This is a genomic window from Martelella limonii (assembly GCF_013344475.1).
Taxonomy (GTDB): Bacteria; Pseudomonadota; Alphaproteobacteria; order Rhizobiales; family Rhizobiaceae; genus Martelella; species Martelella limonii.
This window is the reverse complement of record NZ_JABUOU010000003.1, coordinates 433,738-458,230: the sequence shown is the minus strand read 5'-3', so window position 1 is coordinate 458,230 and position 24,493 is coordinate 433,738. Positions and strand designations below refer to the sequence as shown.

Genomic DNA, 24,493 nt, shown 5'->3' with positions numbered 1-24,493 from the left:
AGGCGATGGCCAAGACCGATATTGCCACACGGGTCTATGATCATAGCTGGAAGCTCGACCCGATCATCCGCAGTCTTCTGGATACCGACTTCTACAAGCTGCTGATGCTGCAGATGATCTGGAAGCTCTATCCCGACGTCAACGCCACGTTCTCGCTCATCAACCGCACCACGTCCGTCCGCCTTGCCGACGAAATCGACGAGGGCGAGTTGCGGGCCCAGCTCGATCACGCCCGCGAGATCAAGCTGACGAAAAAGGAAATGATCTGGCTCGCGGGCAACAGCTTTTACGGCCGCTCCCAGATCTTCGAGCCTGAATTCCTGACCTGGCTCGCCAATTTCCGCCTGCCCGAATACGAGTTGACGCGCGAGGACGGCCAGTTTCATCTGGCGTTTCACGGCCGCTGGATGGAAACCACGATGTGGGAAATTCCGGCGCTCTGCATCATCAATGAATTGCGCTCGCGCGCCGCGCTGAAGGGCATCGGCCTGTTCACGCTCGATGTCACCTATGCCCGCGCCAAGGCCAAGATGTGGTCGAAGGTGGAGCGGCTTGCAGCGCTGGATGGCCTTCGGATTTCGGATTTCGGAACCCGCCGCCGCCATTCCTTCCTGTGGCAGCGCTGGTGCGTGGAAGCGCTGAAGGAAGGGATCGGCCCCGCCTTTACCGGCACGTCCAACGTGCTGCTCGCCATGGATACCGATCTGGAGGCCGTCGGCACCAATGCGCATGAACTGCCGATGGTAGCTGCAGCGCTCGCCGAGACCGACGAGCAACTGGCCGCAGCGCCCTACAAGGTGATGCAGGACTGGAACAAGCTTTATGGCGGCAATCTGCTGATCGCGCTGCCGGATGCCTATGGCACGGCCGCCTTTCTGCGCAACGCGCCGGAATGGGTCGCCGACTGGACCGGCTTCCGCCCCGACAGCGCGCCGCCGATCGAGGGCGGCGAAAAGATCATCGACTGGTGGAAGAAGATGGGCCGCGACCCGCGCGAAAAGATCCTGATCTTTTCCGACGGGCTGGATGTCGATGCGATCATCGAAACCTACAAGCATTTCGAGGGCAGGGTGCGCATGAGCTTCGGCTGGGGCACCAATCTCACCAATGATTTCATCGGCTGCGCGCCGCATCGCGTCGGCGCCCTGAAACCGATCTCCATCGTCTGCAAGGTCTCCGACGCCAATGGCCGTCCGGCAGTGAAGCTTTCGGACAATCCGCAGAAGGCCACCGGCGATCCTGCGGAAGTCGAGCGCTATCTCAAGTTCTTCGGATCGGAAGACATGCACGTTCACCCTGTCCTGGTTTGACGGGTCTTTCCGGCAAGCTTCAGGACCTTTTCTCCCAAGCGGGCGTTGCCTCTAGGAGAAAAGGGAGAACGCGGATGTTTTTTGATAATTTTGCCGGAATCCTCCGGGTCCTCGTCATCGGCGGTCTCGCTTATGTCGCCCTCGTGGTGATGTTGCGCGTCAGCGGCAAGCGAACGCTTTCCAAGCTCAACGCCTTCGATCTTGTGGTGACCGTGGCTTTGGGCTCCATCCTTGCAACCGTCACGCTCAGCAAGTCCGTGCCTCTTGCCGAAGGTGCCGCAGCGCTGGCGCTGCTGATCTTCCTGCAATTTGCCATTACCTGGCTCTCCGTCCGCTTTTCCGTCATCAACCACCTGGTAAAGAGCGAACCGACCCTGGTGGCGCGTGACGGAGAGTTTCTGAGACAGGCGATGCAGAGCCAGAGGCTGACCGAGGATGAGGTGCGGGCTGCGGTACGCGCAAGCGGCAATGAAGGGCTGGACGCCATTTCCAGCGTCATTCTGGAGACCGACGGCTCCTTGAGCGTGGTCCCGCGCTGAAAGCGCGGGCCCGTCGAGGCCCGGCTTTGCCTCCAACCTGTGGCCGGAACGCAATAGCTTGAAATCGTTCCTACAAATGGCGCATCAAGGTTCATTGACTTGCCTTATGTCTGCAGCATAGGTTGCGCGCGGATCAGGTTCCGTTCGAAAGAGCGGATGAAAAGGGAACACGGCACAGGGCTTTTGCCCCCAATCCGTGGCTGCCCCCGCAACTGTAACCGCAGAGCCGTTTCCATATGTCACTGGGCTTGCCCGGGAAGACGGAGACAATGGCGATGACGCGGAAGCCAGGAGACCTGCCCGATCCAGTCACCCTTGCTTGAACACGGGGTTCTTGTTCAGGCGCGGACGTCCGTCGCGGTGACATTCGAAACGATGTTGCCGTGGATGGATGCCGGGTGCGCCCCGCTTCCTTCCCCACGGTGTCTTGCGCCGGCCTTTTGCCGGCCCGAATGGGGATTTGATATGAGAGAATTCATTGCTGCAGGCGTTGCAGCCGCAGTGCTTGCGTCGGCCGGAGAGGGCCTTGCGCAGGAAGCCGTGGCCACCACGGTGCTTGAGCCGGTCTATGTCGTCACGCCGCTGCGCCGGCCGTCGACGATCGTGCAGTCCACTTCCACCGTGACCGTGGTGAGCGAAGAAGACATCGAGCGTTCCGCAGCCGTCGATCTGCCGTCGCTTTTGAGGCGCTATCCAGGCGTCAATGTTGCGACCTATGGCGGCCAGGGCGCCGAGGCGGGCCTCACCCTTCGCGGCGTCAATGCCGGCCAGACGCTCGTGCTGGTGGACGGCATGCGGGTGTCGTCGGCAACCAGCGGTACGTCTGCCATCGCCAACATCCCGCTTGCCAGCGTCGCAAGGGTCGAGATCGTCGAAGGCGCGCATTCGGCGCAATGGGGATCGGATGCCATCGGCGGCGTCGTCAACATCATCACCAAGGATGGCAGCGCCTGCGAGACTGGGGCTGCGATCTGCACCACGGTCGAAACCGGCGTAACCTATCCCTGGGGCGGCTTCGGTACGCTGTCCGCGCGCGGCATCACCGAAAACGGCGTCGATTTCAATGTCGGCCTGTCACTCCTGGGCACCGAAGGCTACGATTTCACCACGCCTGACAATTTCGTGCACGAGTCCGGCCGCGACGGTTTCCTCCAGGGCGCCTTCAATTATTCGATCGGCAAGGATTTCGCCTGGGGCCGCGTTTACTCGCAGGGCTTTTATTCGCGTTCCAACCCGCATTTCGACAGCGCGCCCTACACGGATTTCTACACCGGAGACCTCGTCTACGGCGCCAATCAGTCTTACCAGACCAATTCCGCCTTCAAGCTCGGCGCCGAAATCGACCATGCGGATGACTGGTCCTCGGTGTTCGAGCTCTATTCGGCCTTCGACTACCAGAAGAATTTCCGCAACGATCATCCCGAGGCGGAGACCCATTACGACACGAACCGCGTCGGCCTTTCCGGCTCGACCACCAGGGAAGTCGTCGCTGGCGATGCGCTCAACGTGTTCACGCTGGGCTTTGACGCCTACCGCGAAACCGTGGATTCCTCGGTCGATTACACCGAAACCGGCCGCAGCGTCGGGGCGGTTTATGGCCAGTACAGCCTCGAGGTCGACGCGCTGACGCTGAATTCCGGCCTGCGCTACGATGCCGACGAACAGTTTGGCGGCGCGCTGACCTACAATGTCGGCCTCGGCTACGAACTGGTGGAAGGCCTGACCGCGCGCGCTTCCTTCTCCACCGGCTTCCAGGCGCCAACCTTCAACGATCTCTACTGGGCCTTTGACGGGTCGTATGTCGGCAACCCCAATCTTGACCCGGAAACCTCGAAGAACTGGGAAGCGGGGCTCAACTGGGATTCCGGCTATGGCAGCGTCGTCGATGTCGTCTATTACGAGAACTATATCGACGACATGATCGTCTACGTTTCCGGACCGCCAACTTATATCGGCACCATGGAGAACATCGAGAAGGCCAAGGTCTCCGGCGTGCGCGCCGTCTATTCGCAGGCCCTTCTCAATGACCGCCTCGGCCTTGATTTCGGCTTCGAATACCGCCTGCCGAAGAACGAGACCGACGACCAGTACATTGCCGACCAGAACCGGCTGAAGCTCACGGCAGCGGCAAGCTGGCAGGCAACCGAGCGGCTGAACCTTGCCGCCGATATCGAATATGTCGGCAGCCGCTGGACCAATACGTCAAGCTACAATCCCCAGCTTGGCGCCTATACCCTCGTCGATGTTTCCGCGAATTATGCCGTGGACGAATTGTCAAACATCAAATTCGCGGTCGAAAATCTTTTCAACGAGGACTACGAGACGATCACCGGCTATGTTGGCCCCGGCACGACCGTCACCCTTGCCTACCGAAGGACCTTCTAGATGCTATCCCCGGCGTACGCCAAACGAAACGTTCACCGTCTCTTTGCTGCGTGCGCCGGGTTCCTGCTTCTGTTTTCCTCCACGGTTTCGGCAGCGCCCGGGCGGGTGGTGTCGATCAATCTCTGCACTGATCAGATGGCGATGATGATTGCCGCGGAAAGACAGCTGGTGTCTGTCTCGATGCTTGCCGCAGACCCTGCTGTCTCGATGATGGCGGAGGAAGCGGCGGCCTATCCGCAGAATACCGGCCTTGCGGAGCAGGTCTTTCAACTGAAGCCCGATCTCGTGCTCGCCGGAACCTATACCACCCGCCCCACGGTTGATCTCCTCAAGCGGCTCGGTATTCCCGTAGCGGAATTCCCGCCGGCCTCTTCTCTTGACGATGTACGCAAGAACCTCGTCCGTCTCGGCGTTCTTCTCGACAGGGGGCAGGCGGCGGCGGCCTTGATTGCCAACATGGATGAAAGCCTCGCCGCGCTTGCAGCGATGCCCGCGACGGCGCGCACGGCGGCGCTCTACTACGCAAATGGCTATACATCGGGCGAAAACAGCCTTGCAGGGGAGATGATCGCGCGGCTCGGCCTCGTCAACATCGCGGCGACCACTGGCCTCGACAGTCTCGGCCGGCTGCCGCTCGAACGGCTGTTGATGGCGGCGCCCGAGGTGATCATCGGCGGGGATGTCGGCTACGACGCGCCCTCTCTGGCGCAGCAGGGTTTTTCCCATCCGGCCTTCGTCGCTGCAGCCGAAAAGGCGGATTATGTCGTGCTGCCCAGCCGCTACTCGATCTGCGGCGGGCCCTTTAATGTCGCGGGCATTTCGCTGATTGCCGCCCGGCTGGCAGGAGCTGCGGGCGATGAGTGAAGACCGGCGTTACGTTCGGCTGATGGCGGCGCTTTGCGTGGCTGTCTGCGTGTTGTTCATGGCCTCGCTGACAGTCGGTCCTGCCGCGATCGGCTTTGGCCACAGCATCGCCGGCCTGTTCGGGCGCGATGCGGGCTCGATCGTGCTGATCATGCAGGAAATCCGTCTGCCGCGCGCCATTCTCGGGCTGATGATCGGGGCGACGCTCGGCCTTTCCGGCGCCGTGCTGCAGGGCTATCTGCGCAATCCGCTGGCGGCGCCCGGCCTTCTCGGCGTATCGGCGTCCGCCTCTCTGGGTGCGGTGATCGCAATCTATACCGGTTTGTCGGCGCTGTTCGTGATTGCCCTGCCGGCGCTGGCGCTGGTCTTTGCCTTTGCCGCCGTGGTGCTGGTGCGGTTTCTGGCGGGCGGGGGATCACGCAGTCTGACGATCATCCTCGCGGGCGTTGCGGTCACGAGTTTCGCGGGCGCCATGACGTCGCTTGCGCTCAATCTCTCGCCCAATCCGTTTGCCGCCGCCGAAATCATGTTCTGGATGCTGGGCTCGCTTGCGGACCGGTCCATGCTGCATGTCTGGCTGTCGGCACCCTTCATGCTGGCCGGATGGGTGCTGCTGTTCAGTGCGCGCCGTTCCCTGGACGTCCTCACGCTTGGCAGCGACGCCGCGGCAAGTCTCGGCATGTCGCCAAGGTGGACCGAGCAGCAGGTGATCTGGGGCGTGGCGGCAAGCGTGGGCGCTGCAACAGCCGTCGCCGGCACGATCGGCTTCGTCGGTCTTGTGGTCCCGCATGTGCTGCGGCCGCTGGTCGGCTCCGTTCCGTCGCGACTGCTGCCGGCAAGCGCGCTCGGCGGCGCGGCGGTTTTGCTGGCGGCGGATGTGGCGGTCAGGGTGGTGGCGCCCGAACGGGATCTGAAGATCGGCGTTGTTACCGCGCTGATCGGGGCGCCCTTCTTTCTCTGGCTGATCTACAAGACCCGCAGGGAGCTCCTGTGATGTTGCTGCGCGCCGAAAACCTGACGGTCAGACGGGATGGCCGCGCCATCGTTGATGGCGTCGATCTTGAGGTCCGCCGCGGCGAGTTCGTCGGCCTGATCGGACCGAACGGCGCCGGCAAGACCACGCTCCTGAAGGCGGCCATCGGTCTGCTGCCCGCTACCGGCTCGGTTCATCTGCAGGAAAGTCCGCTCGAAAGCCTCAAGGCCGTGGAGCGCGCCTGCCGCGTGGCGTTCCTGCCGCAGGATCACGAGATCGCCTGGCCGGTCAAGGTGCGCCATGTCGTCGCGCTCGGCCGGCAGCCCTGGCGCGAACGCGGCGCCGTCGGCGATTTCGCGGGCGGGCAGATCATCGCCGAAGCGATGGCGCGCATGGGCGTCGACGCTTTTGCAGATCGCGCCGCCGACACGCTTTCGGGCGGCGAGCGCGCCCGGGTTCTGATCGCGCGCGCGCTTGCCCAGGCCACGCCGCTTCTCGTGGCGGACGAGCCGGTCGCGGGGCTTGATCCCGCCCACCAGATCGGGCTGATGGAAGTCTTCTATTCGCTCCTGCGCGAGGGGCGTTCCGTGCTCGTGTCGCTGCACGATCTGGGCCTTGCCGCCCGCTGGTGCACCCGTGTTGTCGTGCTCGATCAGGGGCGCATCATCGCAGATGGAACGCCCGAACGGGTGCTGACGCCCGAAAACCTGCGCCGGGTCTATGGCGTGGAGGCCTATTTCGGCCACGCCGACGGCGGCCCGCTGGTGATGCCGACCCGGCTTTCGCAAAAATAAGTGCACGGCGCAGTCCCGGCTTCGCTGAAAGCGCCATTGCGCGAAGGCGGCGATTTCGCTAAGACACCGCAGTTTTCCCGGCTTGCGTCACCATTTGGCCGACTTCGGAGCAAGAGTCCGCGCGCCCAGGAAAGCGATCTGGACTGGCAGCCGGCCTCGGCGCCTTAAGAATATCGAGTTTGGAAAGTCGTCAATGGCCCGCATCGTCATGAAATTCGGTGGCACCTCAGTTGCCAATATCGAGCGAATTCGCAATGTCGCGCGCCATGTGAAACGGGAGGTCGATGCCGGCCACGAGGTCGCCGTCGTCGTCTCCGCCATGGCCGGCAAGACCAACGAGCTGGTCGAGTGGACCCGCGAAGCCTCGCCGATGCATGATGCGCGCGAATATGACGTGGTGGTCTCGTCAGGCGAACAGGTGACCTCCGGTCTGCTTTCGATCGTGCTGCAGTCGATGGGCGTGAACGCCCGCTCCTGGCAGGGCTGGCAGATGCCGATCAAGACCGACGGCACCCATGGCGCGGCCCGCATCGTCGATATCGACGGCTCGGACATCATCAAGCGCATGGGCGAGGGCCAGGTTGCCGTCTGCGCCGGCTTCCAGGGCATCGGCCCAGACAACCGGGTGGCAACGCTCGGCCGCGGCGGTTCCGATACGTCCGCCGTGGCGATCGCTGCCGCCGTCAAGGCCGACCGCTGCGATATCTACACCGATGTCGACGGCGTCTACACCACCGATCCGCGCGTCGAGCCGAAGGCGAAGCGGATGAAGAAGGTGGCATTCGAGGAAATGCTCGAAATGGCTTCGCTCGGCGCGAAGGTTCTGCAGGTTCGCTCCGTCGAGCTTGCCATGGTTCACAAGGTGCGCACCTTCGTGCGCTCAAGCTTCGATGCGCCGGATGCGCCCGGCATGGGCGATTTCGACAATCCGCCCGGTACCCTGATTTGCGACGAGGATGAGATTTTGGAACAGGAAGTCGTAACCGGCATCGCGTATGCCAAGGATGAGGCACAGATTTCGCTGCGCCGCGTGGAAGACCGCCCGGGCGTTGCCGCCGCGATCTTCGGCCCGCTCGCCGATGCCCATGTCAATGTCGACATGATCGTGCAGAATATCTCGGAAGAGGGCACCCATACCGATATGACCTTCACGGTGCCGGCTTCGGACGTGGAAAAGGCCAAGGCAGCACTTGCCGCCAAGCAGGCTGACATCGGCTATGACGTGATCCAGAGCGAGACCGAGCTTGCCAAGATTTCGGTGATCGGCATCGGCATGCGCTCGCATTCGGGCGTTGCCGCCTCCGCCTTCAAGGCGCTCTCGCAGAAGGGCATCAACATCAAGGCGATCACCACGTCCGAGATCAAGATTTCTATCCTCATTGACGGCGCTTATGCGGAACTTGCCGTCAGAACTTTGCATTCCTGCTACGGTCTCGATAAATAAGCGCTAGACCATAAGGTGCCCGGGTGAGTCTCAGGGCACCAAGGGAAGCCTTCCGGCTTCCTCTTCCGGGGGACAGACTGCGATGAACCACCAGGCATCGAGCCCGCGCATATTGTTGAAGCGGCTGAGGGAGCTGATGGCGGAGCCATTGGAGCCCCAGGACCGCCTCGACCGTATCGTCGGCCAGATCGCCGACAACATGGTGGCGGCGGTGTGCTCGGTCTATGTGCTGCGCGCCGACAGCGTGCTGGAGCTGTTTGCGACCCAGGGCCTCAAGCGCGATGCCGTTCACCTTGCAAGCCTCAGAATGGGCCAGGGCCTTGTCGGCACCATTGCCGCTTCCGCACGGCCGCTCAATCTCTCCGACGCCCAGTCGCATCCCGCCTTCCGCTACCTTCCGGAAACCGGTGAGGAAATCTACCACTCCTTCCTCGGCGTGCCGATCCTGCGCGCCGGCCGCACGCTCGGCGTCCTGGTCGTCCAGAATACCGACGAGCATGCCTATAGCGAGGAAGAGGTCGAGGCGCTGCAGACGGCGGCGATGCTGCTTGCCGAGCTGATCGCCTCCGGCGACCTGAAGAAGATCACACGTCCGGGCATGGAGCTTGACCTGACTCGGTCGGTCTCGCTTTCCGGCGATGCCTATGGCGAAGGCATTGCGCTGGGCCACGCCGTGCTGCACGAACCACGCATCATCATCAACAATCTGGTGAACGAGGACAGCGACGCCGAGATTGCGCGGCTGAGGGCTGCCGTCGAGAAGCTGCGCTTTTCGATCGACGAGCTCCTGTCGCGCAACGACGTGCCGTCCGAAGGCGAGCATCGCGAGGTTCTCGAAACCTACCGTATGTTTGCCCATGACCGCGGCTGGGTGCGGCGCCTTGAAGAGGCGATCACGCTCGGGCTCACCGCCGAAGGCGCCGTCGAAAAGGTGCAGAGCGATACCAAGGCGCGCATGATCCGGCTTACCGATCCCTTCATGCGCGACCGCATGCATGATCTCGATGATCTGGCGAACCGGCTGCTGCGCCAGTTGACCGGCGGCAATATCGATCGCGACGGCGAGAACTTCCCGGGTGACGCCATCGTGGTTGCCCGTGTCATGGGCGCGGCCGAGCTTCTGGACTATCCGCGCGACAAGCTGCGCGGGCTCGTGCTGGAGGAAGGCGCTGCCACCAGCCACGTCATCATCGTCGCCCGCGCCATGGGCATTCCGGTCATCGGCCAGGCAAGCGGCGTTGCCGCCCAGGTCGAAAACGGCGATGCCATCATCGTCGATGGCGATGACGGCGAGGTACATGTCCGCCCGCTCGACGCGCTTGTCGTTGCCTATGAGGAAAAGGTCAGGCTTCGCGCCCGCCGGCAGGAACAGTTCCGGGCGTTGCGTGCGGTCGAGCCGATCTCTGCCGATGGCGTGCGCTTCAGGCTGATGATGAATGCCGGGCTGCTGGTCGACCTGCCGCAGCTCGACGATTCGGGCGCGGAGGGCATTGGCCTGTTCCGTACCGAGCTCCAGTTCATGATCGCCTCGCGCATGCCCAAGGGCGCCGAGCAGGAAAGCTTTTATCGCCAGGTCCTCGATCATGCGGGCGACCGGCCGGTGACCTTCCGCACGCTCGATATCGGCTCCGACAAGATGGTTTCCTACTTCCGTTCGCAGGAAGAGGAAAACCCGGCCATGGGCTGGCGCGCGATCCGGCTGGCGCTCGACCGCCCCTATCTCCTGCGCATGCAGATGCGCGCGTTGATGAAGGCGACGGCGGGCGAGACGCTGAAGGTTATGGTGCCGATGGTCTCCGAGGTCGGCGAGCTGCGGGAGACCCGCGCGCTGATGGCTAAGGAAGTGCAGCATCTGGTCAAGTTCGGCCATCCCGTGCCGAAGAAGATCGAGCTTGGCGCGATGCTCGAAGTCCCGGCGCTGCTCTACGAGATCGACGAGCTGATGGCCGAGGTGGATTTCGTTTCGGTCGGCTCCAACGACCTCTACCAGTTCTTCATGGCGATCGATCGCGGCAATGCCCGCGTCTCCGACCGGTACGACACAATCAGCAAGCCGTTCTTGAGGATGCTGCGCGAGATCGTGCGCGCCGGCGAGCGCAACAATGTGTCGGTGACGCTCTGCGGCGAATATGCCAGCAAGCCGATTTCGGCTCTGGCGCTGTTTGCGATCGGCTATCGCTCCGTCTCGATGTCGCCGACGGCGATCGGCCCGGTCAAGGCGATGCTGCTCGGCCTCGATATCGGTGCGATCAGCGCTGAGGTGAATGCCGCCTTGGATGATCCCGCCAACACAACCCCGGTGCGCGCATTGCTTGAACGCTTTGCGAACGAACACAATATTCCGCTATAAGCGGCGCAGCGCGCGAGCGCTCCATAAGAACACGTCCATAACCAACGGAGTGAACCCGGCGTGGCAAGGCTACCCAAAGACAAGATGCGTGAGCTGGAACGCCGGTTTTCCGAGGTCGAGGCGCGGATGTCCGCAGGCCCCGATGCGGAGACCTATGTGAAGCTCGCTTCCGAATATGCGGAACTCGAGCCGGTGGTGGCGAAGATCCGCGCCTATCAGGCTGCCGAAAGCGAGCTCGCCGATCTCGAGACAATGCTGGCCGACAAGGCGACCGACCGCGAGATGCGCGAACTCGCGGAGATGGAGATTCCGGATCTGGAGGAAAGCCTGGAGACGCTTTCCGGCGAAATTCAGATCCTGCTTTTGCCGCGCGATGCGGCGGACGAGAAGAGTGCCGTGCTCGAAATCCGCGCCGGTACCGGCGGTTCGGAAGCGGCGCTGTTTGCGGGCGATCTGTTTCGCATGTACGAGCGCTACGCTTCGGCCAATGGCTGGAAGGTGGAGGTGCTGTCGGCAAGCGAGGGCGATGCCGGTGGCTTCAAGGAAATTATCGCCTCGGTCACCGGCAAGGGCGTGTTCTCGCGGCTGAAGTTCGAATCGGGCGTCCACCGCGTGCAGCGCGTGCCCGAGACGGAAGCGGGCGGGCGTATCCACACCTCGGCTGCCACCGTCGCCGTTCTGCCCGAAGCGGAAGACATCGATATCGACATCCGCCAGGAAGACATCCGCATCGACACGATGCGTGCATCGGGCGCCGGCGGCCAGCATGTGAACACCACGGATTCGGCCGTGCGCATCACCCATCTTCCAACGGGCATCATCGTCACCAGTTCGGAAAAATCGCAGCACCAGAACCGTGCCAAGGCGATGCAGGTTCTGCGCGCGCGCCTCTACGACATCGAGCGCCAGCGCGCCGACGATGCCCGTTCGGCCGATCGCAAGAACCAGGTTGGCTCCGGCGACCGTTCCGAGCGCATCCGCACCTATAATTTTCCGCAAGGCCGCGTCACAGATCACCGCATCAACCTGACGCTTTACAAGCTGGACGCCGTGATTGCGGGCGACCTCGATGAGGTGGTCAATGCGCTGGTGGCCGATCACCAGGCAGGGCAGCTTGCCCTGCTCGGCGGCGAGGCCCGCTGAGGTGCGGCTTTCGGAACTCTATCGCGACACGGTGCGGATCTTTGCCGAGCATGGGCTCGACAATCCCCAGGAGGATGCCCGCCATCTCGTCAGCGGCGTGCTGGGCCTGTCGCTGTCGGCGATGGTCACCGAAGGCGCGCGTGTAATCGATGCCGACGAGCAGGCGGCTGTCGCGGCCGCCGTCGAGCGGCGCAAGAACCGCGAGCCCGTCTACCGCATCCTCGGTGCACGCGAGTTCTACGGGCTCGATTTCCTGCTGTCGCCGGAAACGCTGGAGCCGCGGCCAGATACCGAAATCCTGGTCGAGCATTGCCTCGCCTTTCTCGACAGGCGGATCGCGGAAAGCCGTAGCGCGCGCTTCGTCGATCTTGGTACGGGCACCGGCGCCATCGCCATCAGTCTGCTCAGCCAGTGCGCGGGTGCCGAAGGCGTGGCGACGGATATTTCGGAGGGTGCCCTTGAAACGGCCCGCAGCAATGCCTTGATCAACGGGGTGGCCGGCCGGCTTCGCCTCGCAAGGGGCTCATGGTTCGGCGCCGTTACCGGACGCTTTGACATGATCGTGTCAAATCCGCCCTATATTGCTTCTGCAGAGATCGAAGCGCTGCAGCCGGAAGTGCGCGATTTCGATCCCAAGGCCGCCCTTGATGGCGGTGCAACCGGCCTTGATGCCTATCGCATGATTGCGGATGGCGCGGATGACCATCTCGAAGATGGCGGCGTCGTTGCCCTGGAAATCGGCGCCGAACAGAAGTCTGATGTTACGCAGTTGTTTCAAGGTGCCGGCTTCAAACTTTTGGTTGCGGCGAAAGATCTCGGCGGAAATGACCGGGTGTTGATGTTTGTCAGGGATCGGTAGGCGCTTTCAGCCGTTCGGGCATGCGCGCGCCATTCGATCTAAGGCTTTGAAACTGTGCGGCGTTCCGCAGACAAGAGGTTAACGGACTCCTAAACGCCGCGCCCAGATTTTTTGAAATCAGTCGAAGAAAGGGCTTGGAATTTCTGAAGATGCGGGCTAGGTTGCAGCCACGCAAAACGGCGACTGAAAGAAACAGCGATTCGTCGCTTGGTCGCAGTCTTAGGTTCTTCGTCCAGTGTTGGTTCATTGTGACTTACCGTCTTTTGCGTGATTCAGGTCCTTAAATTCCACGAATGGCAGCGCGTTTTAGCCCTGCCGGCGGGACTATGTCGCCGTGTGTCCATGACACGCGCACGGCAGATGGCGTAGCTCGACCATAGATAGAAATTCAGGTGAAGTTTTCATGAGGTCAGGACAGCAGAATAAACGCGGACGCGGGCGCGGCGGGAATAACAACAATTTCAACCGCAAGGGCGCCAATCCGCTGACCCGGACCTATGACAGTACCGGCCCGGACGTGAAGGTCCGTGGCACGGCGCAGCATGTGGCCGAGAAATACATGTCGCTGGCGCGCGATTCGCAGAGTTCCGGCGACCGCGTGATGGCTGAAAACTATCTTCAGCATGCCGAGCATTACAACCGCATCATTGCCGCCGCACAGGCGCAGATGCAGGACCGCAGTCAGCGCGATGATCGCTCCGACAACGACGACAGCGACGACAATCAGGCAAATGGCAACCAGGCCTTTGGTGATGAGCGCGACGATCGGAATGACCGCAACGACCGCGCTGAGCGCAACGACCGTCCCGAGCGCGCCGAGCGTAATGATCGCCCCGAGCGCTCAGACCGTAATGACCGTAATGACCGCAACGACCGGCGCAACAATCCGCGCCGCCAGGAGACTTCGGTTGATGCCGATGGCCCGCAGCCGGTGATTGACGGAACGCCTGCCGAGGTCGCGGCCAAGGAGGTCGAAGGCCAGCCTCTCGAAAAGGGCCGCCGCCGCGCTGCCGCCGGTTCCCGTCCCCGCCGCACCAAGCGCGGCGCTCAGGAAACCGCCGGCGAAGGCAATGCGCCCGAGGGTTCCGATGTCTCCGATGTCTCCGATGCTTCCGGCGCTGCCGAAGATGGCGACGCCGCGAAGAAGCCCGCCCGCCGCCGCCGCGCTCCGAAGGCGGAAGCCGGTGATGACGCCGGCAATCGTGAGGACGCCCCCGCACTGGCCGAGGCTGCCTCGGAGTAAAGGGCTAAAGCCCTCACGTCCGGTTCTCGTCGGAAACGCGTTCATCATCTCTCCCCTGAGGGGGGAGATGCCCTACCCCTATCAGGCAGGTCGGGGCGGGGAGGAAAGAGACCTCTCGGGCCGCAGCGCGCTGAGGCACGTTCGCTTTTCTCCGAATCGGAATATCAAAAGGCCGGGTCTTGCTAGACTGCGGTATTTTGCGGCTGGACCGCCATCCGCCGTTTCGGGAGCAGATCATGGCATTCATCATCGCAATCGACGGACCGGCAGCGGCCGGCAAGGGCACGCTGGCGCGCAAGCTTTCGGACCATTACGGTTTGCCCCATCTCGATACCGGGCTGACCTACCGGGCCACCGCCAAGGCACTGCTTGACGCCGGGAAGCCGCTGGATGACGAGGCGATCGCCGCTGAAATGGCCGGTGCGATTGATCTTGGCTGGCTGGACCGTTCTGTTCTGTCCGCCCACGAAATCGGCGAGGCGGCCTCGAAGGTTGCGGCCATGCCGGCGGTGCGCGTTGCGCTTGTTGCGGCCCAGCGGCGCTTTGCCGAAACCGGCAAGGGTGCCGTGCTCGACGGGCGCGACATCGGCACGGTGGTCTGTCCCGATGCCGCCGTGAAGCTCTATGTCACGGCGGATCCGGAACTGCGGGCCAGGCGCCGTTTTGACGAGATCATCGCCAGGGGCGAGGCCGCAGATTTCGACCGGATCTTCGAAGATGTGAAGATCCGCGACGCCCGCGATATGGGCCGCGCCGACAGCCCGCTGAGGCCCGCGGACGATGCGCACTTGCTTGATACGTCCAAAATGGGTATAGAGGCCGCGTTTCAGGCCGCGCGCGCGATAATCGACGCACGGTCCGATCACTGAAATTTTGCGGGGCGACCCGCGCTTTATATGGTTTTCATAGCATCCATGCGCCGGAATGCTCTTTTCCGCAAGGGAAAGAGGGGTGTTGTGACAGCCCGATATTAACGCTAACCACCGGCGCATGCGTGCCTGGCTTTCAATGCGGAAGCGGTACGGTTCAGGAGTTCTGATGACTACACACACACCCACGCGCGACGATTTCGCCGCAATGCTGGAAGAATCCTTCGGCGCCAACAATGATCTGGCCGAAGGCTATGTCGCCAAGGGCCTCGTCACGGGCATCGAAAAGGATGTCGCCATCATCGATGTCGGCCTCAAGGTCGAAGGTCGCGTGCCGCTGAAGGAATTCGGCGCCAAGGGCAAGGAAGGCGAACTGAAGGTTGGCGACGAAGTCGAAGTCTATGTCGAGCGCATCGAGAACGCGCTGGGCGAGGCTGTTCTTTCGCGCGAAAAGGCACGCCGCGAAGAATCGTGGATCAAGCTCGAAGCCAAGTTCGAAGCCGGTGAGCGCGTTGAAGGCCTGATCTTCAACCAGGTCAAGGGTGGCTTCACCGTCGATCTCGACGGCGCGATCGCCTTCCTGCCGCGTTCGCAGGTCGATATCCGTCCGATCCGTGACGTATCCCCGCTGATGCACACGCCGCAGCCGTTCGAAATCCTGAAGATGGACAAGCGCCGCGGCAACATCGTCGTATCGCGCCGGACCGTTCTCGAGGAAAGCCGTGCGGAACAGCGTTCGGAAATCGTCCAGAACCTCGAAGAGGGCCAGGTTGTCGAGGGTGTCGTCAAGAACATCACCGATTACGGTGCATTCGTGGATCTCGGCGGCATCGACGGCCTGCTGCACGTCACCGACATGGCATGGCGCCGCGTCAACCACCCGACCGAGCTTCTGACCATCGGCCAGCAGGTCAAGGTCCAGATCATCCGTATCAACCAGGAAACGCATCGCATTTCGCTGGGCATGAAGCAGCTGGAAGCCGACCCGTGGGATGGCATCTCCGCCAAGTACCCGGAAGGCAAGAAGATTTCCGGTACGGTTACGAACATCACCGATTACGGTGCGTTCGTCGAGCTGGAGCCGGGCATCGAAGGCCTGATCCACATCTCGGAAATGTCCTGGACCAAGAAGAACGTACACCCCGGCAAGATCCTGTCGACCACGCAGGACGTCGATGTCGTCGTTCTCGAAGTCGATCCGGCCAAGCGCCGCATCTCGCTCGGTCTCAAGCAGACGCTTGAAAACCCGTGGGAAGCCTTCTCCTTCTCCCATCCGTCCGGTACGGAAGTTGAAGGCGAGATCAAGAACAAGACCGAATTCGGCCTGTTCATCGGTCTCGAAGGCGATGTCGACGGCATGGTGCACCTTTCCGATCTCGACTGGAACCGTCCGGGCGAGCAGGTCATCGAGGAATACAACAAGGGCGATATCGTCAAGGCTGTCGTTCTCGATGTGGACATCGAAAAGGAACGCATCTCGCTCGGCATCAAGCAGCTCGGCAAGGATTCGCTGACTGAAGCAGCCGCTTCCGGCGATCTGCGCAAGGGTGCTGTTGTTTCGTGCGAAGTCATCGGCACGAATGACGGCGGCGTTGAAGTGAAGCTCGTCAACCACGACGACATCACCTCCTTCATCCGCCGTTCGGATCTGGCCCGTGACCGCGACGATCAGCGCCCCGAGCGTTTCTCGGCCGGCCAGGTGTTCGACGCACGCGTCACCAACTTCTCCAAGCGCGACCGCAAGGTCATGCTCTCCATCAAGGCGCTTGAAATCGCCGAGGAGAAGGAAGCTGTGGCTCAGTTCGGTTCGTCCGACTCGGGCGCCTCGCTCGGCGACATCCTGGGCGCTGCTCTGAAGAGCCGCGACGACCAGTAAGCTTTGCTTGCTTCACGAATAAGAAGCCGCCGGGTGGCAACGCCCGGCGGTTTTTTGTTTTCACCGCCGCCGACCCGCTTGCCTTCCGGCACAAAAGACGCGCACGATGGAAGCCTGTGCTGCACTCACGGGGCGTTCCATGCGTTTGCTGGTCTTCATCTTCCTCCTGATCTCTTCGTCCGCCGCCATGGCGGTGGATTTTCCGGAAGGCCGCTGTGCGGTGGTGGTCGCCTCGCGCCCCACCCTCGCGGAAGCGCATGACTATCGGCTTGCCCATCAGGATCAGCACATCTCCGAGATCTTCCTCTCGGAAAATGGCTGGTATGCGATGGTCGTCGATTATATCGCCGCCGATGACGCAGACTTCATCCTCGCCCAGCGCAAGGACCGGAATCTGATCCCTTCTGATAGTTATTGCTCGACGGGCAATCGCTATGTCACCCGCATCTGGTCGGAGACGGATCTGCGCCTCCCATCGCCTTCAGCGCCGCCCGGCGACCTCTTTGCCGAGTTCGATGCGCGCAGCCTCAATCTCTACGAAAAGCGCCTGCTGCAGGGCGCGCTGGCGCTTTCTCTCGATTATGACGGCCGGCTCGATGGCCAATGGGGAAAAGGCTCGCAGGCCGCCCTTGAACAGTGGGCGGCAAGAGAATTCGGGATGCTGCCCCTGAACCTGCATGCGTCGGTTCTGGCGGCCTGGGCGGCAGCGCAGATCGAGGAGGACGGCTGGATCACCTACTACGATGCCGGCATGCGGTTCTCGCTGGAGATCCCCTACAACAAGGCACGGATCGTCGACGGCAACCTGCAAGGGCTGGAGCTCATCGCCAATGACGGCAGTTTCAGCGCGCTGGTGAGGCCGATGACGCGCGACGCGGCCAGGAGGGTGCATGCCGATATGGTGACAAGCCTTGCGCAATTTTTCAGCGAGCCTCCCTATCTGGTCAGAAAGGATACGTTCTGGGTGACGGCCTTCGCGGATGGCGCGCGGCTCGTCTATCAGCGCTCGGATTTTGATGGGGGCTCTGCCCGTACCGCCTTTTTCCGGGCGGACGAAGAGGCGGGCCAGGCACCTGCCAATCTGATGATTGCAAGCTACCGTTCCGGCTCCCAGACCGATCTTTCGCTGCCGGAGGATGGCAGGCTTGCGGACTATCTCTTGGAGGCGCTTGCGCAGATGGAGGATGAAAAGAACAGCGGAGAGACACTCTCCGCAGAGCCCGAGCAGAAGCAGCCAGCGGCGCGCGCGGCATCCGGGAGCGGCTTCTACATCAATGCCGACGGCAATATCATGACCAATGCCCATGTGGTCGAGGGCTGCGGCGCGCTGAAGGTTGCAGGCAGAACCCAGAGCGTGATCGCGATCGACACCAAGCTCGATCTCGCCGTTCTCGGCAGCGATGACGGCTTGCCGAAGGTGGCGGACGTGCTGGCGTTTGCAACCGCGCCTGCGCGTTTGAATTCCGATGTGACGGTGGCTGGCTTTCCGCTCAATGGTCTTCTCAGCACGCTGAATGTCACCCGTGGCTCCGTGTCCGCGCTGAAGGGCATGGATGACAATGTGACGGAACTGCAGATCACCGCGCCGGTTCAGGCCGGAAATTCAGGAGGTCCGATTGTCGACCGCTATGGTCAGGTCGTCGGTGTGGTCGTGTCCAAGATGGACGGGCTCTATGTGGCCGACAAGACCGGCGATCTGCCGCAAAATGTCAATTTCGGCGTGCGCGGCGGCATTGCGCGGATCTTTGCGGAGGCAAACGGGATCGGCTTCAGCCAGACGGCCCTTGATCAGCCGCTTGCGCCGGAAGACCTGGCCGACAAGCTGTTGAAGGCGACGGTCCTCGTCGAGTGCTACTGATCATCGTGATGGCCAGGGCTTCGCGGGTCTTGATCTTGCTGCCTCTCCGGCCAATCTTGGTGCAGTGAAAGGAACGCGTGATGGCCACCAGGAAACCGATACTGCCCGGCACCGGCAGCAAGCCGCTCGACCCGGATCTCGATGCCCTGCAATACGAGATCATGCAGGAGACGGCGCAGGCGCTGGGGCGGATCGGGCGGCGGCTGGAGGAGGCGCTTGCGGCGCTGAAGCGCCACGATGAGACGCCGGGTTCCAATCTTAACCGCGACGAACTGGTGCAGGAGGCGGCTGATCGCGCCTTTGCACTGTTCATCCAGCGCGATTACCTCGGGCTTCGTACCGATCATCACCTGAAGGCGACCTACGATATTCCGCAGGAAGTGATGGTCAGGATCGGGGTCATGAAGAAGCCGGATCAGCGCGCCCGCAACAATGGACGGTGATGCGGAAGCAGCGCCCCTGTCGAAAACGAAACAACCTATCTCTGGAAATGCCGCTCGAAACAGAAACGCCCCGGACTTGCCGGGGCGTTTGAGGACACGCTGGTGTCTTAATAAGCGGCGTGCTGAAGACGCTCCATCTCGTCCTTGAGCTGGAGTTTTCGGCGTTTGATGGAGGCAATTTCTTCGTCGTGGCTGGAAGGAGAAGTCATCACGGCGTGAAGCTTCTTTTCAAGTTCGGAGTGTTTTTCCTCAAGAGCGGCAAGGTGAGTCTGAACTGTCATTTGCAAACATCCTTCCTTTTATGGGGCCGCCGGATGCGGCGCCTTGTCATCAAAGTGCAATATCAGGATGCCACGATCTCAGACGTTTGTCGAAGGCGGAAATGTGATTTTGTGCGGGCAATGCGTCGCATGCCGCGGAAGGTCCTTCCGGCGGCTTCTTTCATCCGGAATCGATTGATGATAGAGCCTTTTGCAGGGCTGGCGCCGCGCCGACCGGCCTTGCCACACTCGCCGATTTTGTTGAAATCATGGAACGCCGATGAGCCCGATCAAAAATCCGCCAGTCGCCATTGTCATGGGATCCCAGTCCGATTGGGAGACCATGAAGAGTGCCGCCGACATTCTCGATATTCTCGACGTGGGCTATGAAGCACGGATCGTCTCGGCTCACCGCACGCCGGACCGGATGTATGAATTTGCCCGCGCCGCGCGCGGCGACGGCTTTCAGGTGATCATCGCGGGCGCCGGTGGCGCGGCGCATCTGCCGGGCATGATCGCGGCGCTGACGCCCCTGCCTGTGTTCGGCGTTCCGGTGCAGTCACGCGCGCTTTCCGGTCAGGACAGCCTGCTCTCGATCGTGCAGATGCCGGCCGGCATTCCGGTCGGCACGCTTGCGATCGGCAAGGCGGGTGCGGTCAATGCCGCGCTTCTGGCCGCCGCGGTTCTGGCGCTGTCCGATCTCGAGCTCGCGGGGCGGCTTGATGAATATCGCGCGCGTCAGGCGGCAAGCGTCGCCGAACATCCGATCGACAAGGACGACTGAGCCATGAAGACCATCGGTATCATCGGCGGCGGCCAGCTCGGCCGCATGCTGGCCATGGCGGCGGCGCAGCTTGCGATCAGGACGATCGTGCTGGAGCCGCAGGAAGATTGCCCGGCGGCGCAGGTCGCAAGCCACCATCTGGTTGCCGATTATGATGACGAGGCAGCGCTGATGGAGCTTGCCCGCCGCTCAGACATCATCACCTACGAATTTGAGAACGTGCCGGAGCGCAGCGCGAGCCTGCTTTCTGCCGAGCGGCCTGTCTATCCGCCCGCCCGCGCGTTATCGATCTCGCAAGACCGGCTGACCGAGAAGCGTTTCCTGAACGACAGCGGCATTGCGACCGCCGGTTTCCGCCCGGTCGACTCTCTTGAGGATCTCGTCGCAGCGCTAGAGGCGTTCGGCGGACGCGGCGTGCTCAAAACCCGCCGCTTCGGTTATGACGGCAAGGGGCAATGGGTGTTCACCGGCACGGCCAATGATCCCGAAAAGGCGTTTGCGGAGCTTGCCGGCGCGCCGGCGATTTTCGAGGAATGGATCGATTTCGACCGCGAGATTTCGGTGATCGCCGCTCGGGGGACCGATGGCGCGGTGGTCTGCTTCGATCCGGCCGAGAATGAGCACCGGGAGGGCATCCTGCGGGTGTCGCGCGTGCCTGCCAATGTGTCCGATGACATCAGCGCGAAGGCGCTGGAAGCGGCCGAACGTCTCGCCGGCGAGCTCGGTTATGTCGGTGTCCTGGGACTTGAGCTTTTCGTTGCCCGTGATGGCCGGCTGATTGCCAACGAATTTGCACCCCGCGTGCACAATTCCGGTCACTGGACGGAAGCGGCCTGCGTGATCTCGCAGTTCGAGCAGCATATCCGCGCCATCTGCGGACTGCCGCTGATCGATCCCGTGCGCCACAGCGATTGCGTGATGCACAACATCATCGGCGACGACATGGACGCGCTGCCGGAGTGGATGGCGACGCCTGCGGCGCTGGTTCATCTCTATGGCAAGGCCGAAACCCGGCCCGGTCGCAAGATGGGCCACGTAACCGTCATCGAAAAGCGCCGTAACGGTTGACTTGGCGGCAATCCTTCTATAGGTACCGGCCACAGTCAGGCGCGCGGTCAAACGTGCGTCTTTGGATATCAATGCAGACCGCCTTTACTGATCAGTCGAGAGCGGCACAAACAGCGGATCGAAAACATGAAGATCAAGAATTCGCTCAAGGCGCTCAAGTCCCGTCACCGGGAAAACCGTCTGGTGCGCCGCAAGGGCCGGGTATACATCATCAACAAGCAGAACCCCCGCTTCAAGGCCCGTCAGGGCTGAGACCAGCGGTCAGAAATCTGTTTGAATTTTTGCCATGACGGGATACCATTCCCGTCATGCGCATTTTTACGTCTGCATTCCTGATTTTTCTTTCCGCAGCCGCCGCAGGCCCGCAGGCCGCCCATGCGCAGACTGCCGTCCCCCCTTCCGCCGATCTGGTGATGCCCGGCTCTTCCGAGCCTGATGTGGGCGCAGCCGATCTGCCGGATGCCGATCAGGCCGATCCGCTGGATGGGCTCTATGCGCGGCTGAAGCGCACCAGCGATGCGACGCGCGCCGCCGGCATCGCCCGCCAGATCGACGAATATCTCGACCGTTCCGAAAGTGCGACCGTTTCCCTGCTGATCGAATGGTCGGATGATGCCGAAAACAGCGGACGAACCGCGGCAGCGCTCGATTTCCTGTCCGAGGCGATTGCCTTGCGGCCGGAAGAGCCAGCGCCTTACCGCAAGCGCGCGGTGCTGCATTATACCCATGGCGACCTCGCCCCTGCCATGGACGACATCCGCACCTCGCTTGCGCTGGAACCGCGTGATTTTGGCGCGCTGGGGCTGATGGCGACGATCCTCGACAGGTCCGGCAGGGAAGATGCGGCGGTCGAGGTATGGCGGCGTTATCTGGAATTCTATCCGGCAGACCGGGACGTGGCAGCCTTCATCCAGCGCACGGAACATGAGCGCGCGGGCAAGCGGATCTGACGCGGTTGCCTCTAGTTAAACACGCCTCATTCTGTACGCGGGACAGGGACGGGCGGCGCGTTCGGCGCGTCTTCACCGGCGGCGGGCGTGAATGCGCCGTAGGCGCAGCGCCCGCTTCAGTGATGCATGACGTGGCGGAGCACCCGGAAGGCGAGGTGAAGCGCCAGAAGCATGGCGCCTGCAACGATCACCAGATGGGACAGCGGGGTCAGAAGGCTGCCCTCGATCGTGCCCGCAACATCGCGGTATGAGGAAAACAATAGACGGATGGTCAGGCCGGCAAGCCCGACCACAACCAGCACAAGGCCGGCAAGTTTCATGTCCGATCTCCAAACGCGGCAACTACAAGACAAGAGATCGATCTTTGCGAGGCACGCCTCGGATTTCTGAACAAAAGACCGAATGGCGAGACGGCCACCCGGCCGCCTCTTTCCATTCTTTCTAAAGTTCTTTTGTGGCAATTTGAGGCCGGTTTACTTTTCGTTAAGAACTGACACGGAAATCGCATCCACATCGGGCGCCGTGCCGATCAGGCCGCTCTCGGCCATGAAGGCGCCGAAACGGCGATAGCGTTCTTCATCGCTGGCGGCAGGGCGCTTGGCAAAGCGGGGGATCGTGTCGGCGAAGGCCTGCCGGTTCAATGTGTCGTCGAGGTCGGGATAGGCGCGCGCAAAACTCTCCCAGGCCTCTTCCGGATGGTTGGTGATGAAGATCGTCGCCTTTTCCACCGCATCGAGAAAGCGCGGCAGACGGTCGTCGCCGATCATGTCGCTGCGGGTTACATAGATCAGTTCGTCATAGACCGGCACGCCGTGCTCTTCGGGATAGAAGGCCTTGCCCTCTTCACCCTCGATCTGCATCTGGGTGAGCTCGAAATTGCGGAAGGCGCCGATCGTGGCGTCCACCTGGCCGGACAGAAGCGACTGGGTGAGCGCGAAATTGACGTTGACGAGGGTGATGTCGTCTCTGGTCAGGCCTGTGGATTGCAGCATGGCGGCCACCACGGCGTCCTCGATGCCCGATACCGAGAAGCCGATCTTCTTGCCCTTGAGGGCGGAAAGGTCGGTCACCGGGCCATCGGCCAGCACCGTCAGCGTGTTGAGCGGGGTCGCAACCAGCGTGCCGAAGCGGACGATATCGATGCCCGCGTCATGATCGAGATAGAGGTTGGGCTGGTAATGGATGCCGATATCGGCCTTGCCGGCGGCGACCATGCGCGGCACCATCGAGGGATCGGCCGGCGGCACCAGTTCCACATCGAGGCCCGCTTCTTCGAAATAGCCGTTCTCGGCGGCAATCACCATCGGGGCATGGTCCGGGTTCACATACCACTCCAGAATGACCTGAAGCTTGTCGGCGGCGTTCGCCAGTGCGGGGGCAAGGGAAAGCATCGCTGCGAGCGCGATCGTTTTCAACATGTCAGTCTCCTTTGTCGGGTCGCTTAATCCTCATGCGACCAGCGGGTGAAGAGGGGGGCGGCCAGATCGACCGCCTTGCGGAACAGGACTGCCTCGAGCGCGAGGATCAGCATGGCGGCAAACACGGTGTCGGTCTGCATCCGGGCATTGGCCTGCACCATCACGAAGCCGAGGCCGCCCGCAGAACCCACCCATTCGCCGACAACGGCGCCGAGCGGAGCAAGCGGTGCGGCGATCCTCAGGCCGGAGAAGAGCTGCGGCAGCGCCAGCGGCAGACGGATGAAGCGTAGCAGCGCGACATGCCCGGCGCCGTCGAGCCTTGCGGCGGCCACCACGTCCGGATCGGTCCGCCGCAGCCCGTCGGCGAAGTTGGAGGCGACCGGAAAGAACACGATGATCGTGGTCATCACCACTTTCGAGGCGATGCCGAAGCCGAACCAGAGCACCAGCATTGGCGCGATGACGAAGACGGGAAAGGACTGCAGCACCACCAGAACCGGCCAGACGAAGCGGCCGAAGCGGGGGAAGGCGGCGATGCCGATGGCGGCGGCCGCGCCGAAGAGGGCGCCGGCCGCAAAGCCCGCCAGGATCTCACGGAGGGTCACCAGCGACTGGGCAAACAGCATGACACGCGCCGACCACAGTTTCTCGACGACGGAGACCGGCGGCGGCAGGATATAACGCGGCAGATCGGCAAGATCGACGATCGCCTGCCAGAGCGCCAGCATCGCCATCGTGATCGTCAGGAATGTGAGTGTCGAGGATAAATGGCGCTTCAATCCCGCTCTCCCCGGACAAGCCGGGAAGCGGAGGACGAGACTGATTTTCTGGGCATGTCGCTCAAGACCAAACTCCGTTCCTACGCCGGTATCACCCGGATCAGGTTCAAGGGTTCGGCTTTCGCCATCTCAGTGTCGTGGACACACCCCTCGGATGCGCTCATCTATGCCGTGGGATACGGCAGGGGTCAAGGGGCTATGGGGCGGCGAACGCCAGCGCCATGTTCCGGGCGTTGTCTCACCAATGTGGGGTAAACGAAAAAAGGGCGGCCGTAAGGGCCGCC

At 62.3% G+C, this 24,493-nt stretch carries 23 protein-coding genes and 2 riboswitches; of the genes, 19 read left to right on the top strand and 4 right to left on the bottom strand.

The features are described 5' to 3' along the window. Window positions 1–5 precede the first annotated feature (5 nt). The 15 genes from pncB (at window position 6) to HPQ62_RS09785 (ending at window position 18,950) form a co-directional block, all read left to right on the top strand. Window positions 6–1,310, top strand: a complete 1,305-nt coding sequence (gene pncB / locus HPQ62_RS09855) for a nicotinate phosphoribosyltransferase (protein ID WP_174802359.1) — start codon at window positions 6–8, stop codon at window positions 1,308–1,310. Between the two features lie 74 nt (window positions 1,311–1,384). Next, a complete protein-coding gene (locus HPQ62_RS09850; RefSeq protein WP_174802358.1) occupies window positions 1,385–1,849 on the top strand; it encodes a DUF421 domain-containing protein in 465 nt (154 codons plus the stop codon). Between the two features lie 118 nt (window positions 1,850–1,967). Continuing rightward, a riboswitch (cobalamin riboswitch) is annotated at window positions 1,968–2,167 on the top strand. Between the two features lie 147 nt (window positions 2,168–2,314). Further along, complete coding sequence (locus HPQ62_RS09845) at window positions 2,315–4,234, top strand: TonB-dependent receptor plug domain-containing protein (protein ID WP_174802357.1); 1,920 nt, start codon at window positions 2,315–2,317, stop codon at window positions 4,232–4,234. Beyond that, window positions 4,235–5,098: an ABC transporter substrate-binding protein gene (locus HPQ62_RS09840; RefSeq protein WP_174802356.1), complete on the top strand. Its 864-nt coding sequence runs from the start codon at window positions 4,235–4,237 to the stop codon at window positions 5,096–5,098. It begins immediately after the preceding gene. Further along, entirely contained in the window at window positions 5,091–6,092 is a 1,002-nt protein-coding gene (locus HPQ62_RS09835; RefSeq protein WP_174802355.1) for a FecCD family ABC transporter permease, read from the top strand. The genes HPQ62_RS09840 and HPQ62_RS09835 overlap by 8 nt, the downstream gene beginning before the upstream one ends. Then, entirely contained in the window at window positions 6,089–6,865 is a 777-nt protein-coding gene (locus HPQ62_RS09830) for an ABC transporter ATP-binding protein (RefSeq protein ID WP_425312617.1), read from the top strand. The genes HPQ62_RS09835 and HPQ62_RS09830 overlap by 4 nt, the downstream gene beginning before the upstream one ends. Before the next feature lie 193 nt (window positions 6,866–7,058). After that, window positions 7,059–8,309 (top strand): aspartate kinase, encoded by a 1,251-nt coding sequence (locus tag HPQ62_RS09825; protein ID WP_174802353.1) that lies wholly within the window; start codon window positions 7,059–7,061, stop codon window positions 8,307–8,309. Between the two features lie 82 nt (window positions 8,310–8,391). Then, on the top strand, window positions 8,392–10,659 hold the full coding sequence (gene ptsP, locus HPQ62_RS09820) for a phosphoenolpyruvate--protein phosphotransferase (protein ID WP_174802352.1): 2,268 nt from the start codon (window positions 8,392–8,394) through the stop codon (window positions 10,657–10,659). A 60-nt stretch (window positions 10,660–10,719) separates the two neighbouring features. Further along, window positions 10,720–11,802, top strand: coding sequence for a peptide chain release factor 1 (gene prfA / locus HPQ62_RS09815; RefSeq protein ID WP_174802351.1), 1,083 nt, complete (start codon window positions 10,720–10,722; stop codon window positions 11,800–11,802). Then, window positions 11,729–12,661 carry a peptide chain release factor N(5)-glutamine methyltransferase gene (gene prmC, locus HPQ62_RS09810; protein ID WP_244629624.1) on the top strand — a complete coding sequence of 311 codons (933 nt, stop codon included), beginning with the start codon at window positions 11,729–11,731 and terminating at the stop codon, window positions 12,659–12,661. The genes prfA and prmC overlap by 74 nt, the downstream gene beginning before the upstream one ends. 403 nt (window positions 12,662–13,064) lie before the next feature. Next, window positions 13,065–13,904 (top strand): DUF4167 domain-containing protein, encoded by an 840-nt coding sequence (locus HPQ62_RS09805; RefSeq protein ID WP_174802350.1) that lies wholly within the window; start codon window positions 13,065–13,067, stop codon window positions 13,902–13,904. A 236-nt stretch (window positions 13,905–14,140) separates the two neighbouring features. Beyond that, window positions 14,141–14,773, top strand: coding sequence for a (d)CMP kinase (gene cmk, locus HPQ62_RS09800; protein ID WP_174802349.1), 633 nt, complete (start codon window positions 14,141–14,143; stop codon window positions 14,771–14,773). Between the two features lie 169 nt (window positions 14,774–14,942). Then, a complete protein-coding gene (rpsA, locus tag HPQ62_RS09795) occupies window positions 14,943–16,649 on the top strand; it encodes a 30S ribosomal protein S1 (RefSeq protein WP_174802348.1) in 1,707 nt (568 codons plus the stop codon). Window positions 16,650–16,788: 139 nt separating this feature from the next. Further along, a complete protein-coding gene (locus HPQ62_RS09790; protein ID WP_174802347.1) occupies window positions 16,789–18,507 on the top strand; it encodes a S1 family peptidase in 1,719 nt (572 codons plus the stop codon). An 80-nt stretch (window positions 18,508–18,587) separates the two neighbouring features. Further along, complete coding sequence (locus tag HPQ62_RS09785; RefSeq protein WP_174802346.1) at window positions 18,588–18,950, top strand: DUF6665 family protein; 363 nt, start codon at window positions 18,588–18,590, stop codon at window positions 18,948–18,950. 107 nt (window positions 18,951–19,057) lie between these two features. Here the strand turns inward: HPQ62_RS09785 and HPQ62_RS09780 are convergent, their stop codons facing one another. Further along, window positions 19,058–19,231, bottom strand: coding sequence for a YdcH family protein (locus tag HPQ62_RS09780; RefSeq protein ID WP_174802345.1), 174 nt, complete (start codon window positions 19,229–19,231; stop codon window positions 19,058–19,060). Between the two features lie 259 nt (window positions 19,232–19,490). Here HPQ62_RS09780 and purE point away from each other — a divergent pair, with 259 nt between their 5' ends. The 4 genes from purE to HPQ62_RS09760 all read left to right on the top strand — a co-directional run bounded on the left by purE (window position 19,491) and on the right by HPQ62_RS09760 (window position 22,012). Beyond that, window positions 19,491–19,994: a 5-(carboxyamino)imidazole ribonucleotide mutase gene (gene purE / locus HPQ62_RS09775; protein WP_174802344.1), complete on the top strand. Its 504-nt coding sequence runs from the start codon at window positions 19,491–19,493 to the stop codon at window positions 19,992–19,994. A gap of 3 nt (window positions 19,995–19,997) precedes the next feature. Next, window positions 19,998–21,062 carry a 5-(carboxyamino)imidazole ribonucleotide synthase gene (locus HPQ62_RS09770; RefSeq protein ID WP_174802343.1) on the top strand — a complete coding sequence of 355 codons (1,065 nt, stop codon included), beginning with the start codon at window positions 19,998–20,000 and terminating at the stop codon, window positions 21,060–21,062. A 126-nt stretch (window positions 21,063–21,188) separates the two neighbouring features. Next, complete coding sequence (ykgO, locus tag HPQ62_RS09765; protein WP_018064355.1) at window positions 21,189–21,314, top strand: type B 50S ribosomal protein L36; 126 nt, start codon at window positions 21,189–21,191, stop codon at window positions 21,312–21,314. Between the two features lie 56 nt (window positions 21,315–21,370). Next, the gene (locus tag HPQ62_RS09760; protein ID WP_174802342.1) at window positions 21,371–22,012 is read left to right on the top strand and encodes a tetratricopeptide repeat protein; all 642 of its coding nucleotides are present in this window, start codon (window positions 21,371–21,373) and stop codon (window positions 22,010–22,012) included. 116 nt (window positions 22,013–22,128) lie between these two features. Here HPQ62_RS09760 and HPQ62_RS09755 read toward each other — a convergent pair whose 3' ends face one another. The 3 genes from HPQ62_RS09755 to HPQ62_RS09745 form a co-directional block, all read right to left on the bottom strand. Then, entirely contained in the window at window positions 22,129–22,332 is a 204-nt protein-coding gene (locus HPQ62_RS09755) for a hypothetical protein (RefSeq protein ID WP_174802341.1), read from the bottom strand. Between the two features lie 153 nt (window positions 22,333–22,485). Then, on the bottom strand, window positions 22,486–23,430 hold the full coding sequence (locus HPQ62_RS09750; protein WP_174802340.1) for an ABC transporter substrate-binding protein: 945 nt from the start codon (window positions 23,428–23,430) through the stop codon (window positions 22,486–22,488). A 23-nt stretch (window positions 23,431–23,453) separates the two neighbouring features. Then, window positions 23,454–24,164, bottom strand: coding sequence for an ABC transporter permease subunit (locus HPQ62_RS09745; protein ID WP_174802403.1), 711 nt, complete (start codon window positions 24,162–24,164; stop codon window positions 23,454–23,456). A 105-nt stretch (window positions 24,165–24,269) separates the two neighbouring features. After that, a riboswitch (TPP riboswitch) is annotated at window positions 24,270–24,370 on the bottom strand. Window positions 24,371–24,493 lie beyond the last annotated feature (123 nt).

What these genes read in the sequence shown, in the direction of transcription:
- pncB (WP_174802359.1), top strand. Translation starts at nt 6, where the DNA reads ATGGCCAAGACCGATATTGCCACACGGGTCTATGATCATAGCTGGAAG.
- HPQ62_RS09850 (WP_174802358.1), top strand. Translation starts at nt 1,385, where the DNA reads ATGTTTTTTGATAATTTTGCCGGAATCCTCCGGGTCCTCGTCATCGGC.
- HPQ62_RS09845 (WP_174802357.1), top strand. Translation starts at nt 2,315, where the DNA reads ATGAGAGAATTCATTGCTGCAGGCGTTGCAGCCGCAGTGCTTGCGTCG.
- HPQ62_RS09840 (WP_174802356.1), top strand. Translation starts at nt 4,235, where the DNA reads ATGCTATCCCCGGCGTACGCCAAACGAAACGTTCACCGTCTCTTTGCT.
- HPQ62_RS09835 (WP_174802355.1), top strand. Translation starts at nt 5,091, where the DNA reads ATGAGTGAAGACCGGCGTTACGTTCGGCTGATGGCGGCGCTTTGCGTG.
- HPQ62_RS09825 (WP_174802353.1), top strand. Translation starts at nt 7,059, where the DNA reads ATGGCCCGCATCGTCATGAAATTCGGTGGCACCTCAGTTGCCAATATC.
- ptsP (WP_174802352.1), top strand. Translation starts at nt 8,392, where the DNA reads ATGAACCACCAGGCATCGAGCCCGCGCATATTGTTGAAGCGGCTGAGG.
- prmC (WP_244629624.1), top strand. Translation starts at nt 11,729, where the DNA reads ATGAGGTGGTCAATGCGCTGGTGGCCGATCACCAGGCAGGGCAGCTTG.
- HPQ62_RS09805 (WP_174802350.1), top strand. Translation starts at nt 13,065, where the DNA reads ATGAGGTCAGGACAGCAGAATAAACGCGGACGCGGGCGCGGCGGGAAT.
- cmk (WP_174802349.1), top strand. Translation starts at nt 14,141, where the DNA reads ATGGCATTCATCATCGCAATCGACGGACCGGCAGCGGCCGGCAAGGGC.
- rpsA (WP_174802348.1), top strand. Translation starts at nt 14,943, where the DNA reads ATGACTACACACACACCCACGCGCGACGATTTCGCCGCAATGCTGGAA.
- HPQ62_RS09790 (WP_174802347.1), top strand. Translation starts at nt 16,789, where the DNA reads ATGCGTTTGCTGGTCTTCATCTTCCTCCTGATCTCTTCGTCCGCCGCC.
- HPQ62_RS09785 (WP_174802346.1), top strand. Translation starts at nt 18,588, where the DNA reads ATGGCCACCAGGAAACCGATACTGCCCGGCACCGGCAGCAAGCCGCTC.
- HPQ62_RS09780 (WP_174802345.1), bottom strand. Translation starts at nt 19,231, where the DNA reads ATGACAGTTCAGACTCACCTTGCCGCTCTTGAGGAAAAACACTCCGAA.
- purE (WP_174802344.1), top strand. Translation starts at nt 19,491, where the DNA reads ATGAGCCCGATCAAAAATCCGCCAGTCGCCATTGTCATGGGATCCCAG.
- HPQ62_RS09770 (WP_174802343.1), top strand. Translation starts at nt 19,998, where the DNA reads ATGAAGACCATCGGTATCATCGGCGGCGGCCAGCTCGGCCGCATGCTG.
- ykgO (WP_018064355.1), top strand. Translation starts at nt 21,189, where the DNA reads ATGAAGATCAAGAATTCGCTCAAGGCGCTCAAGTCCCGTCACCGGGAA.
- HPQ62_RS09760 (WP_174802342.1), top strand. Translation starts at nt 21,371, where the DNA reads ATGCGCATTTTTACGTCTGCATTCCTGATTTTTCTTTCCGCAGCCGCC.
- HPQ62_RS09755 (WP_174802341.1), bottom strand. Translation starts at nt 22,332, where the DNA reads ATGAAACTTGCCGGCCTTGTGCTGGTTGTGGTCGGGCTTGCCGGCCTG.
- HPQ62_RS09750 (WP_174802340.1), bottom strand. Translation starts at nt 23,430, where the DNA reads ATGTTGAAAACGATCGCGCTCGCAGCGATGCTTTCCCTTGCCCCCGCA.
- HPQ62_RS09745 (WP_174802403.1), bottom strand. Translation starts at nt 24,164, where the DNA reads ATGGCGATGCTGGCGCTCTGGCAGGCGATCGTCGATCTTGCCGATCTG.